The sequence below is a fragment of the Flavobacterium sp. B183 genome, from assembly GCF_023539155.1.
Classification (GTDB): domain Bacteria; phylum Bacteroidota; class Bacteroidia; order Flavobacteriales; family Flavobacteriaceae; genus Flavobacterium; species Flavobacterium tructae.
Genome location: NZ_CP097434.1, coordinates 82,137 through 94,897, shown reverse-complemented (window position 1 = coordinate 94,897; position 12,761 = coordinate 82,137). Strand labels below are relative to the sequence as shown.

Sequence of the window (12,761 nt, the reverse complement as noted above, 5' to 3'; positions counted from 1 at the left end):
AGATTTAAATTACTGTTTAAAAATTTTGTTTTTTGATTGTTCGTATTCTTTAATGTATTGTACACTTTCAATACCTACATTAACATTGTTTGATAATAAGGCTAAAGCTTTTTGCGTTGCGGCAAGTGCTTCTTCCGGATCATCGTAGGTTCCTAATTCTGATTGAGCTGTAACCGGAGTTGCATTTTTTTCGCTCGTATAGAAATAGGTTCCAATTCCCAGTAAAACAACAGCTGAAGCTGCAATCGATAACCACGCCACATTTCGTTTTTTAGTTTTTAGTGGGATCGTCTGCGTCGATTTCTGTTCTTTTACCTGAGAGAAATAACCAAACATTGGTTTGTATTGCTCCAAATGCTGCGCAACATCCGGTGAAGAAAAATATTCTTTTAATTGATTTTCTTCGGCAATCGTGGTTTCTCCCTGAAAGTATTTTTCTAATATATCTTCTATTTTATTGAATTCCATAACTGTGTGTATTAACCATTGATTCTCTTATTTTTTTTCTCGCTCTTGAAAGGGCTACACGTATAGCCGTTTCGTTCATATTGACAATTTTCGCAATTTCGTCAAATTCATATTGCTCTACATCCCGCAACTGAATTAATATTTGTAATTGTTCCGGTAATTGGCTTATAATTTTTTCAACCCATTCTAGACTATTCGAATCCTCCAGTTTTTTGTCTAATTGAGGCTCCCGGTCCGTATAATTATTATGTACAATTTTAAGATTTCCGGCCCTTTTCGATTTCAACTGATCCAGACAATAATTCTTGGTCATTGTCATTGCAATAGCTTCAACACTATTATAGGAGTCCAAAGAATCTTTTTTGTTCCATAACTTTACCATAACTTCCTGAGTGGCATCTTCAGCCTCCTCGGTACTGGTTAACAATCTTTTTGCCAGACGAAAAACTTTGTCTTTGAAAGGATTTATTAATTCTATAAACACATTCTGATTCATAAAATTTGTTGGTTATTCGTTAGCTTATATAGTGAAGACGAGACACTATTATTTTTGTTACACGGGGTATTAAATTTTTTTTACAATAAAAAAAGCAATAAAATTCTTAGAGTTAAAACTAAAGATAGTATTTTTACGTTACTACTACTACATAGATATTTACTATATGAAGACAATATTAAGAAGCGTACTGTTATTATTTTTACTTGCTTTTTCTTTACAATCTTGTGAAGATCAGGATGATGTAGCGGCTCCGGCCTCGTTGCAGGTTAATGATTTTGTCTGGAAAGGACTGAATCAGTTTTATTTATGGCAAGCTGATGTTCCTACTTTGGCAGATGACCGTTTTAGCAATCAGGAAGCCTTAAATGCTTTTTTGAGAGGATATTCTAAACCGGAAGAATTATTTCAGGATTTATTGAATAAACCTATAAGCAAATTTCCAAAAGGTCAGGCAATTGATCGTTTTAGCTGGATTGTTGACGATTACACGGTTTTAGAACAGGAACTTCAGGGAACTTCAAAAAATAATGGTGTAGATTTCAGATTGAGTTATAAACCGGGAAGTACTACAGATTTAGTGGGTTATGTACGTTATATTATACCTAATTCTGATGCTTCTAAAAAAGACATCAAAAGAGGGGATCTTTTTACAGGTATTAACGGAACTTCTTTAACTGTTTCAAATTATCAGTCGCTATTGGCAGCGGATAGTTATACACTGAATATGGCTACTTTTAACGGTACCGGTTTTGATAGTAACGGAAAAACAGTTGCATTAGTAAAAACAACTTTAGATGAAAATCCTGTTTTTATCAATAAAGTGATTACATCCGGAAGTCGAAAAATCGGTTATTTGATGTACAATGGTTTTTATGCCAATTATGATGCACAGCTTAATGCGGCTTTTGGAGAACTAAAAGCGCAGGGTGTTACTGATTTGGTTTTAGATTTAAGATATAACGGAGGAGGCTCAATACAAACTTCAACCCGTCTGGCGAGTATGATTACCGGACAGTTTACCGGCAAAGTTTTTTCGAAAGAAAAATGGAATGCCAAAATCAACGAATATTACCAAAGTGAAGATCCTGAGTCGCTGCTGAATAAATTTGTAGATAAAATGGACGGTGCGGCGATTAATAGCCTGAACATGACTAAAGTTTATATTATAACCACAAGCGGTACAGCATCGGCAAGTGAATTGGTTATAAACGGATTAGTACCTTATATTTCTGTAGTTCAGGTAGGAGAGACTACTGTTGGAAAAAATGTGGGATCGGTAACCTTATATGATTCTCCAACTTTTGGAAAAACGAACCGTAATCCAAATCATAAATATGCCATGCAGCCTTTGGTTTTAAAAATTGTAAATGCATCTGATTTTGGAGAATACACAGACGGTTTGAGACCAACGTATGAAAAATTAGAACGCATTATGAACTTAGGAGTTTTAGGAGATCCAAATGAACCGTTGTTGAGTGTGGCAATATCTCAAATAACAGGAATCAGCGCGAAAAAAGCAGGAGATGACAGTGGGGTAACGCTGAAAGCATTTACAGATGCTAAAGCAATGGACGGAATTAAAAATCAAATGTATATTGAAAAAGCTCCGGAAGGACTTTTACGAGCATTGAAATAAAAAAAAAAGGCTTTCATTTCTGAAAGCCTTTTTTTATGTCATAATCTAAACGAATTACAGGAATTAATCGTTGAAATAGAAACCGTTTGGTCCAACACCAACAGTTAATTCTTTTTGTAATGTTCCGCTTAAATTGTAGATGTAAGCTTTGCTGTTTGATTTAAAATCACCTCCGTCAGCAAGATATATACGATTATCGTTTACTGCAAATCCATATAAATAACCTACAGGAGAAGTTAAGATTGGTGTAGTAGAAGCTGTTGTAGCAGTAGTATTCATAACATAAACAGAACTTGAAGCAGTATAATAAATCTTACCATCTTCAATATCTAATTGACCAGCATTTCCTAAATTAGCAGGTAAAGCAATTTTGGAAACAGATTTGTCTGAAATTTTTACTTTTACAATTTCCCCGGCAGCACCGTAAGGTTTTCTAAGGATAAAAAGAACTCCGTTTTCTTCTTCAATTGAATCTGCATCTGAACCAATAGTAACAGTTTCTACTGTTTTGGTTGTAATGTTTACCACCAACAACTTGTCGCTGTTATTTGGCTCAGTGATGTATAGTTTTCCATTATCTAACACAATTCTGTTTCCTGTACCTTTCAATTCGATTTTAGATTCAACAGTATTTGTGCTTAGATTAATTACGGCAACATAATCGTCAATATTGGCGTTAGGGTTTTTTTCCGGGTCAGTGTAGCTAGGATAGGTATTAGCATTAGTTACATAAGCTTTACCATCCTTTACAACACCATAGCGAGGGTTAGCAAGTCCGGTGTCAATTTTTGCAATCAATTTAAAACTATAACGGTCTACTACATTAATAACATTTGATCCACCGGCAATAATATAAGCCTTGTCTCCGTCAAAAAAGATGTTTTGAAGATATTTTCCAACGAAATCACTGCTGTTTACTGTCTTGTAAACATCTTTTGTGAAAGTATTTAAATCGTCAGATATGAAAGAAACGGAGCCACCGTCAGTAAAGTTTCCTTCATTTAAGATGAAAACGCCATTATCATAAACTCCCTTAGGTCCGTCAGAGTCGTCATTAGAGCAAGAAACAAAAAGCGATGCGCTTAATGCTAATAGGAATAATCTAGTTAGTTTCATTATTTTAAAATTTAAAGTTTAAGTACAGGTTATAATTTCTTCCGGGCATAGGTCGGTATTCCAGACTTTGATAGAAGGTGTTCCAAACATTCAAAACCTGAATGCCTACTTTGAAAGAAGATAAAAGTTTAAAATCGTAGTCTACACCAATGTTCGAAACAGTGTAAGCCGATACGATTTTTTCGGGGTCATTGTCAGCTTGTGTGTACACAAATCCATTATACAGAAATTGATAATTGGCTGAAATGTTATTTCTTGAGTAAGCGATGGCAGCGGTTACTTTATGAAAAGGAACAAAAAACAATTGCTTTTTGGTTTCTACATTTTCTGAAATTGAATAGGCATACGTCGCATTTGCAGTCAGGTTGTTTTTGCCAAAACTCTTTTTCCAACTCAATAGTGTTTCGGCTCCGTAACTGTTTACTTTGTCTGTGTTTTGCGGTGACCAGATACCATTAGCTCCCGGGACCCATTGCAATAGATCTTTTATTTTGATATAATAAAAAGTCTGAGTCAAAGAGAAGTTCTTAATGGTGAAAACGTTTCCAATTTCGGCCTGATAAGAACTCTCCGGTTTTAAATTAGGATTTCCGCCTTGTTCCCAGTACAAATCATTGAAAGTTGGAATTCGGAAATTACGGGATACATTCAATTTTAAATTGTACAGTTTCCCAAATTGATAGGAGGAACCTGCGGAGAATAGAACGGGTGATTTGTAATTGTCTGTAAACTCTTTACGAACCCCAAATTCGTTTTTCCAGTCCGCAGAAATATCTTGTTTTATAAGTAAAGCAGCAGAACTTATTTCTCTAACATTATCACCAAAACCACTTCCGTATCCTTTAGTTCGGTTGTAGTCCAGGATACCATTTAGTTGTATCGATTCCAGTAATTGATAGCCTAAATCTGCCTTAGAGATGAAGTTTTCGGTCTTTCCATAAGTGTAAATATTGCTCGAATTGTCGGCATAATATTTATAGTTTTCGAAAATATAGGCTGTTTTTAAATTGGTTTTGAATCTGCCAAAATCACCATCATATTCCAATAAGTTCCGATTAAAACCATTTACATATTTACTTTTAGTTTCAGATTCCGAAACTAATGAGGTATTTCGGTCTGTGTTTGAGGTTTGGGTATATAGCTTTAAACTGTTTTTGTCGTTGATTTTATATCCTGCATTGGCACTTAGGGTAATAACATCATACTGACCGTTTTGATTCCAGCGCTGTTCGCCTTTCCAGTTGTATTGGTTCAGGTATTTATAATCGTTTGTAGAACTATTTTTAGAAAAACCAATCTGAGTACTCCATTTTTTATTGGAGATACTTGTTTTATAATTAATTCCGATCGTGTTGAAACTTCCGTAATCCAATCTTAAACTGTTTTCAAATTTATTGTAAAAAGCGAGATCCGTATTCAAGTGTACGGTTCCTCCAACGGCTCCGCTACCGTAAATAACACTTCCTCCTCCTGCTTTTACACTTATAGAATTATAATCGGATCCGGAAATGGTATTAAAATCAGTACTTCCGTTCATTTGAGAATTAATGTTGATTCCGTTCCAGATTACAGCCGTTTGCGATGATGTTGTACCTCTAAAAGCAACTGTAGAAAGCATTCCACGGCCGTACTCTTTAAAATAAATGGTCGAATTAAAGTTTAACAAATCCGTTAATAAGGCTTCATTTTTGCCAATAACAGAGTCATTTAGTTTTAAAACCGATTGTGAATTGGAGTATTTTTTAAGATTAGCGTCAGAAACGACAACTGTTTTAAGTTTCGTAATAGAATCGTTCTGCGCCACAGTAATCTGGCACAACAATAAGAAACAAAGAGCAAAAAGTTTTTTCAAAGTCATAATTTCTACACTCTTTTTCCCGAGAGCTCGATATTGATTATAAAGGCAGGTCTCCTGGCTTGCGTCTTGTTGTTTACCTTCCCATTCGTCAGCGCGAGCAGTGGTTTTGTAGTTAACAACAAGCATTCTTTTCAGAACAAAGCTTACAGTTGCGGGTACAGCTCAAGATTTATGACTTGATTCCCTTTTAATGTGTATGAATGAACACAACCTTAATTTTCTGCAAAGATAAAGTTAAAATTATTGAATTTTCAAATTTGTTTTCGTTTTGGAGAGGGATTCTGAACAAATGATAATTTAATTCACTATTTTAATAACCTGTCCGAACGCTACTTTATTGGTAAAAGCGTCTTTTAGTGGTAATCCGGACTGATGACATAAAATACTTCTGATCACACCCGCATGTGAGACAATGACTACAGGAGCTGTCTGGTTGAAAACATAATCTTCTAAAAACGTACCCACTCTTTCATGAAGTATTGTAAAAGACTCCCCATTTGGGACTTGTGTGGTGACAAAATCTTCCATCCAGGGATTAAGTTCTTCCGCAGGAATTGCATCCCAGTTTTTCAATTCCCAATCGCCAAAATTCATTTCCATTAAACGACCGTCCATAATAAAGGAAGCTGGTTTTATAGTATTCTGAATGTATTCTGCCAGCATAGTACAACGTTTCAAAGGACTTGAAAAGAGTAGGGCCTTAGGAGGTAATTGCGAGACAATATCCTTAAAGATTTCTTCGAATGGAACAGCCAAATCTACATCGGTCTGACCGTAGCAGATCCCTTTTTCGCAGGTTGTTTCGGTATGACGAACTAGATAAATTTCCATATCAGAAGAATGCTTAAATAGTAAATAACTTCACAAACCTGTTGCGTTGCTCCCAGGCAGTCACCCGTGTAACCATCAATCCATTTTTGGAAGTAGCGGGCTAAAAAATAACGCATGATGAATACCGGAATAATTGCCAAAAGAAATTCAGATTGAAAAAATGAAAGTACCAATAATGGAATTAGTCCGAAGAAGAACGAACCTGTAATTTCTTTCCAACTGTGTTTCTTAGCTATAGGCTTGCTTTTACTCGTCGCATCATCGCGGGAGTATTCATGTGTGAAAATAATTGATATTGCTGCAAGGCGACTTAAGGAATGGGCCGAAATGAATAAGAGGAAAATTAGAAAAATGTTAGTAGTAAAAAGTGAAATGGATTCTGAAAGCAGTTTGAATTTTAATAGAAATAGTAAAACTAAACCAATCGCTCCGTAAGCTCCAATCGCACTGTCTTTCATAATAAGCAGAATTTTTTCTTTGGTCCAGCCGCCTCCAAAACCATCACAAACATCAGCAAAACCATCTTCATGAAAAGCTCCGGTGGTTAATATTGAGGCGATAATAGCCAAAAGTACTGCGGTTTCAATAGAGAGAAAAAGCGAGAAAAGATAAAAAGCCAGAAAGGAAATGCTCCCAACAATCCAACCAATGAAAGGAAAATAACGTGTTGCCTTATTTAAATAGTCAGGATCATGATTGATGTTTTTAGGGCACGGGATTCTGGTGTAAAACATTAAACAGGTAAAGAAAATATGTAGTTCTTTTTTCATTTAAGATAATTGATTAAGGCAAAATTAAAGGATAAAATTGTAAACTGAGAGTGAAAACTATTTCCGGCTCACTCCCGCGCTTTCAAAACTGGCCATTTCATTCAGAAAAACTTCAGCTGATTTCAGAATTGGAAAGGCAATCGCGCAGCCTGTACCTTCTCCCAAGCGCAAATCCAGATTCAGAATAGGTTTTGCATTTAAATAATCTAATAATTTCTGATGGGCTTTCTCGGCGGAACAGTGACAGAAGACCGCATTTTTATGAATAGCAGGATTTATTTTTGAAGCGATTAAAAAGGCTGTACTACAAATAAATCCATCCACCAGAAGGAGCATATTGTTCTCAAAAGCAGTTAACATCCCGCTGGCAATTTGTATAATTTCAAAACCTCCAAAGTAGGCCAGCTGTTGTTTTAACTCGGCCGGACCGGTATAATTTTCAATAGCTTTTCGCAGTAAGTCTTGTTTTTGAAGTAATTTTTCATCTTCAACACCCGTTCCTTTTCCGACGCATTCTTCGATAGAGAATCCGGTTAGAAGGCTCATCAATACCGAGGCAGTAGAGGTGTTTCCAATTCCCATTTCACCAAAACCAATACAATTGGAGCCTTTTCTTGCAATGTCTTCCACAATTGATTTTCCTTTTTCAAAACACAACTGTAACTCTGCTTCACTCATTGCGGGAAGGTGTAGAAAGGATTGTGTTCCTTTGGCTATTTTGGCATTAATCAGATTGGCATTGGTTGGGAAATCATAATTAACACCGGCATCAACGATGGATAACTGAATGTCATTTTGCTTACAGAAGACGTTAATGGCAGCGCCGCCTTCCAGAAAATTGGTCACCATTTGTCTTGTGACATCCTGCGGGTAAGCGCTTACGCCATGATTAGCAATGCCATGATCGGCAGCAAAAACAACGATAGAAGGATTTATGATTTTTGGGTTTAACGTTTCAAAAACAGTTCCCATCTGAAAGGCTAAAGTCTCGAGAGTGCCTAAAGCGCCAATGGGTTTGGTCTTCGAATCTATTTTGTCTTGTAGCTGAGTGCTGAAGTTGAAATCTTTTGAGCTTTCTGTTTTTGAGTTTAAATTTAAATTTGGAATTAGATTTTCAACGGTAGTTTTGATTTCCGTACAATCCGGAGCCTCTGATTTTTGTTTCCAGTGTAATTGCTGCAACATGGGCTGATTATCATAATTTGTAGCAGGTTTTCCGATGCAGAAATACCCCAACGGCTCAATGTTTTCAGGTAAATCGAGAATCTTTTTAAACTGATAATAGTTTAGAATAGACACCCAGCCCATTCCGTAACCCTGCTCAGTGAGAGAGAGCCAGATGTTCTGAGCAGCGCAAACTGAACTGAATTTTACCGCTTCATTGCTGCCAACCGTTCCAATCGTAAATTGGTTCAGTACAGATCGATCATAAGCAATAATGAGTCCGATTGGAGCTTCCTCAATGGCCTCCAGTTTTAAGGATTTATAGTGTTCCTTTTGTTCGGGATTGTCGGTAAGTTCCTCAGCTTTTTTGTTATAATCTAAAAAAAGCTCTTTTATGGTACTTTTAACCGCAGCAGATTTAATAAGATAATATCGGGTAGCATCTGTTAATCCAACTGACGGTGCCCAATGTCCGGCTTGAAGTGCTTTCTGAATGACTTCGTCAGGAAGTTCGTCATTTGTAAAATGGCGGGTATCACGACGTGATTTTAGTATATCGTCTAAATGACTCATTTTTAAATTCCAATTTTTAAATTCCAAAAACTTCGGGTTTGTAGAATAGTAACCGTAAAGATAAAGTATCGTATTGTAATTTGGGATTTAAAAATTGGATTTTCTTTCGATCACTATCCTTTTATCTTAACAGGAATTCCCGAAACCATTAGAACCACTTCATCTGCGTTTGAAGCCAAAAACTGATTCATCCAACCCTGAAGTTCGGTAAATTTTCGGCCGATATGAGTTTCGGCATGAACACCCATTCCGATTTCATTTGTGACAATAATCAGCGTAGCATTTTCCTGTTGCGCTATGGATAGAAATTCTTTTTTTGCTTCCTCTAAACTTAAAGTAACCTCATTTTTATGGTCGACAAAAAAGTTGGTCAGCCAAAGGGTAACGCAATCTATTAAAGCCACTTTTCCGGAAAAGTCAATTTCACTTAAGTATTTCTCTTTTTCAATATTGGTCCAGCGTTCGTCGCGTTCTTGTTGATGTCTGTCAATTCTGTTTTGAAAATCAGAGTCCCATTTTCTGGCTGTCGCTACATATATAGGGGTATCTGAAAGTTGTAAGGCCAGGTTTTGGGCGTAACTGCTCTTTCCTGATCGTTCGCCTCCTGTAATTAGGTAGATCATTTTAATTGTTGATTGTTGATTGTTAATTGTTAATTGTTAATTGTTGGTTGTTAATTTAAAGAAGAGGCTGTTTAGGAGGAATTTGACTTTTGGTCGTTTTGATAATACTTGTTATTAATTTTAATATTGAAATGGCGTCATTATTAATAGTCGCAAATTCTTTTTCATTTAAGTAATTGGTTGCTTTTAGTAATTCTAACCAATAAACAGCTTCATTGGCCTCTTTTTGGGCAATTGCAAATTTATGAATAAAATCATTTTTGCTTTCGGCATGTTCAGCTTCTCTTATCATAGCACCTATACTTGTTCCAGATCGCAGAAGCTGTTTAGAAAGGATAAATTCTTTTTTCTCCGTGGATAGGTACTGATATAATTTAACTATTCGAATCGCAAAATCAAAACTCTTATCTTTGATTATATTCTCTTTCATAATTCACAGCTAACAATTTATAATCAATAATTCACAATCAACAATCAACAATTAGTAAGGGCAGTGTCGGCATTCGTTTCCGCAGCAGCTTCCTCTTTTTAAGTGAAACCAGGCTTTGAAAACATAATTTCCGTCTTCCAAATAATAATCAATTCCTTCGATTAACTTTTCTTGTTTGGGTAAAGATATGGCTTTATTTTTAAGAGCTTTTTGTGGGGTAAGCGTTTCTACGTAAGCGTCGATTTTATCTTCGCAGGCTTCTTTAAAACAAACGGGGCAAAGACAGTCGCCTCCTTCGGAAAGATTAAAAATAGGGGGGAAATCATTACACCAACACTTGTTTTCATTTGAAGTATCTCCACAGCTGAAAGAAGATTCACAGCTCGAGCAGACTTTGGTTTTTATGGGATTCATTAGGGAAAAATGATGTTTATTTGATTTTGTAGGAATAAAGGTAGATAAAAAAAATAGAAATTGCGTTACCTTTGTCAGTAATGAAATTGTAAAATTTATAAGGAAGACGATTCAAATTATATGCCATAAAAGCAGCATGATGAAACTGAGCCCTTTAAAAAAAATAACAGAACCTATATATGAGACATTTACTGCCAAAAATGATTTTTGTTTTACCTTTTTTTCTTCTAATCGGATGCAAAAAAAATGAATCTTCGGAGATTGTAAAAACAGAAACCGAAAAAAATAGTATCGAATATGCGTCCGGACTCTCGATTATAAAGCACGAAGGATATTCGGTAGTAACTGTTTCAGATCCCTGGCCGGATGCCCATACCAAGTTTACTTATGTACTGAAAGAGAAAGAAGCGAAAGTACCGGACAGTTTACAAAAGTACACAACTATCAAAGTTCCTTTAGAGTCAATTGTAGTGACTTCAACGACTAACATTCCATTTTTGGAGATGTTGGAAGTAGAGAATAAACTGGTAGGTTTTCCGCATACCGATTACATTTCTTCCGAAAAAACCAGAGCACTGATAGACAAAGGTGCTGTTAAAAATGTGGGACAAAACGAGAAATTAAATATCGAACAATTAATAGAGTTATCTCCGGACTTAATAGTGACTTTTGGAGTAGACAATAACAATGCGATGCTTGATAATTTGAAAAAAAGCGGTTTAAATGTTTTGATTCAGGCCGACTGGATGGAGCAATCTCCTCTTGGAAAAGCAGAGTGGATTAAACTCTACGGTGCTTTATTTGGTAAAGAAGAACAGGCGAAAGAGTTGTTTGATAAAATTGTTTTGAGTTATGACCAGGCTAAAAAATTAGTAGCGGGAAAACCAGCAACTTCAAGTGTTTTATATGGTTCTATGTACGAAGATATCTGGTATGTAGCTAAAGGAAACAGTTGGGTGGCGCAGTTTATGAAAGATGCTCAGGCCAATTACCTATGGGCCGATTTAAAAGGTACGGGAAGCGAAGGCTTGTCTTTTGAAAAAGTCTTAGTGAAAGCCAAAACAGCTAATTTCTGGATCGCTGCAGGTTCCTTTAAAAGTTTGGACGAATTCGGAAAGAGTAATCCTCATTATACAGAATTTGATGCCTTCAAGTCTAAGAATGTTTATACGTTTGAAGGTAAATCGGGAGCAACGGGAGGAACAGTTTATTATGAGCTGGCACCAAGCCGTCCTGATTTAGTATTAAAAGATTATATCAAGATTTTTCACCCGGAGTTGTTGCCAAGTTATGAATTTACTTTTGCCTCTAAATTAAACTAAGTTCATTGATTCATAAAAAACGAAATATAATACTGTTTTCGGTACTCGGTCTGGCCTTATTGTTTATGTTTTTTTTAGACATTAGCCTGGGATCAGTAACCATACCTTTTAAGGAAGTATATAACAGTATGACCGGAAGCCATGCCAGTAAATCGACCTGGGAATATATTATTGTCAATTATCGTCTGCCAAAGGCTATTACAGCTATGTTGGTTGGTATTGGTTTATCGGTGAGTGGTTTGCTGATGCAGACTTTGTTTAGAAATCCGCTCGCAGGACCTGATGTTTTAGGTTTAAGTTCGGGAGCAATTCTGGCAGTTGCGATTGTGATTCTAGGGGCAGGTTTTTTGCCTTCATTTTTAAACTCGATTTTATTGTCGCCGTATGCAATTGTACTGGCTTCGACAATAGGAAGTGTTTTGGTTTTACTATTGGTTTTATTGGTAGCACAGCGTTTACGAAATACGATGGCAATTTTAATTGTCGGATTAATGTTTGGCAGTTTTACCAGTGCTATTGTTGGGGTCTTGACGTATTTTAGTTCAGCAGAACAATTGCAGAAATTTACCTTTTGGTCTTTGGGAAGTCTTGGGAATCTTTCGTGGACTTCGATCTTGATTTTGGCAGTTTGTGTTGCTTTTGGTCTGTTTTTGAGTGCCGGAAGTATTAAACCTTTAAATGCCTTGCTTTTAGGTGAAAATTACGCCAAAAGTATGGGGTTGAATTACAAGAGAGCCCGATTGATCATTATTTTTGCAACAAGTATTCTGGCCGGAACTGTTACTGCTTTTGCAGGGCCGGTTGCATTCATAGGTTTGGCAGTGCCACACATTGCAAAATTGACTTTTCAGACGAGTAACCACACGGTTTTATACTGGAGTACTTTTTTCTACGGAGGAATAATTATGTTGTTTTGCGATATGGCATCACAAATGCCGGGACTAGAGACCACATTGCCCATTAATGCAATCACGTCTATAATTGGCGCACCAATTGTCGTTTGGCTGCTCATGCGTAAAAGAAATTTTCAGTAAATAAATTAGCCACAGATTAAGTG

At 36.3% G+C, this 12,761-nt stretch carries 13 protein-coding genes and 1 riboswitch; of the genes, 3 read left to right on the top strand and 10 right to left on the bottom strand.

From position 1 onward, the window contains the following. Positions 1 to 9 precede the first annotated feature (9 nt). Positions 10 to 468: a hypothetical protein gene (locus M4I44_RS00485; protein WP_017498689.1), complete on the bottom strand. Its 459-nt coding sequence runs from the start codon at positions 466 to 468 to the stop codon at positions 10 to 12. After that, complete coding sequence (locus M4I44_RS00480) at positions 455 to 964, bottom strand: RNA polymerase sigma factor (protein WP_017498688.1); 510 nt, start codon at positions 962 to 964, stop codon at positions 455 to 457. Before M4I44_RS00480 ends, M4I44_RS00485 begins: the two co-directional genes overlap by 14 nt. Before the next feature lie 166 nt (positions 965 to 1,130). On the opposite strand from M4I44_RS00480, the gene M4I44_RS00475 reads away from it, so the two are divergent. Next, the gene (locus M4I44_RS00475; protein ID WP_249966225.1) at positions 1,131 to 2,603 is read left to right on the top strand and encodes a S41 family peptidase; all 1,473 of its coding nucleotides are present in this window, start codon (positions 1,131 to 1,133) and stop codon (positions 2,601 to 2,603) included. Positions 2,604 to 2,666: 63 nt separating this feature from the next. On the opposite strand, the gene M4I44_RS00470 is transcribed toward M4I44_RS00475, so the two are convergent. From M4I44_RS00470 to M4I44_RS00435, 8 genes are all read right to left on the bottom strand, one after another. Then, positions 2,667 to 3,719, bottom strand: a complete 1,053-nt coding sequence (locus M4I44_RS00470) for a YncE family protein (protein WP_249966224.1) — start codon at positions 3,717 to 3,719, stop codon at positions 2,667 to 2,669. Positions 3,720 to 3,723: 4 nt separating this feature from the next. After that, the gene (locus M4I44_RS00465; RefSeq protein ID WP_249966223.1) at positions 3,724 to 5,577 is read right to left on the bottom strand and encodes a TonB-dependent siderophore receptor; all 1,854 of its coding nucleotides are present in this window, start codon (positions 5,575 to 5,577) and stop codon (positions 3,724 to 3,726) included. A 26-nt stretch (positions 5,578 to 5,603) separates the two neighbouring features. Further along, positions 5,604 to 5,807, bottom strand: a riboswitch (cobalamin riboswitch). Between the two features lie 67 nt (positions 5,808 to 5,874). After that, positions 5,875 to 6,408, bottom strand: a complete 534-nt coding sequence (gene cobC / locus M4I44_RS00460; protein ID WP_249966222.1) for an alpha-ribazole phosphatase — start codon at positions 6,406 to 6,408, stop codon at positions 5,875 to 5,877. Continuing rightward, positions 6,393 to 7,178 (bottom strand): adenosylcobinamide-GDP ribazoletransferase, encoded by a 786-nt coding sequence (locus M4I44_RS00455; RefSeq protein ID WP_249966221.1) that lies wholly within the window; start codon positions 7,176 to 7,178, stop codon positions 6,393 to 6,395. Before M4I44_RS00455 ends, cobC begins: the two co-directional genes overlap by 16 nt. A gap of 57 nt (positions 7,179 to 7,235) precedes the next feature. Further along, positions 7,236 to 8,915, bottom strand: a complete 1,680-nt coding sequence (gene cobT, locus M4I44_RS00450; protein ID WP_249966220.1) for a nicotinate-nucleotide--dimethylbenzimidazole phosphoribosyltransferase — start codon at positions 8,913 to 8,915, stop codon at positions 7,236 to 7,238. A gap of 113 nt (positions 8,916 to 9,028) precedes the next feature. After that, positions 9,029 to 9,538 carry a bifunctional adenosylcobinamide kinase/adenosylcobinamide-phosphate guanylyltransferase gene (gene cobU, locus M4I44_RS00445; protein ID WP_229998678.1) on the bottom strand — a complete coding sequence of 170 codons (510 nt, stop codon included), beginning with the start codon at positions 9,536 to 9,538 and terminating at the stop codon, positions 9,029 to 9,031. Between the two features lie 55 nt (positions 9,539 to 9,593). Next, on the bottom strand, positions 9,594 to 9,968 hold the full coding sequence (locus M4I44_RS00440) for a four helix bundle protein (protein ID WP_249966219.1): 375 nt from the start codon (positions 9,966 to 9,968) through the stop codon (positions 9,594 to 9,596). 51 nt (positions 9,969 to 10,019) lie between these two features. Beyond that, entirely contained in the window at positions 10,020 to 10,382 is a 363-nt protein-coding gene (locus M4I44_RS00435) for a DUF5522 domain-containing protein (RefSeq protein ID WP_017498679.1), read from the bottom strand. A 179-nt stretch (positions 10,383 to 10,561) separates the two neighbouring features. Here M4I44_RS00435 and M4I44_RS00430 point away from each other — a divergent pair, with 179 nt between their 5' ends. Next, positions 10,562 to 11,704: an ABC transporter substrate-binding protein gene (locus M4I44_RS00430; protein WP_017498677.1), complete on the top strand. Its 1,143-nt coding sequence runs from the start codon at positions 10,562 to 10,564 to the stop codon at positions 11,702 to 11,704. Positions 11,705 to 11,709: 5 nt separating this feature from the next. Further along, complete coding sequence (locus M4I44_RS00425; protein WP_371922989.1) at positions 11,710 to 12,738, top strand: iron chelate uptake ABC transporter family permease subunit; 1,029 nt, start codon at positions 11,710 to 11,712, stop codon at positions 12,736 to 12,738. Positions 12,739 to 12,761 lie beyond the last annotated feature (23 nt).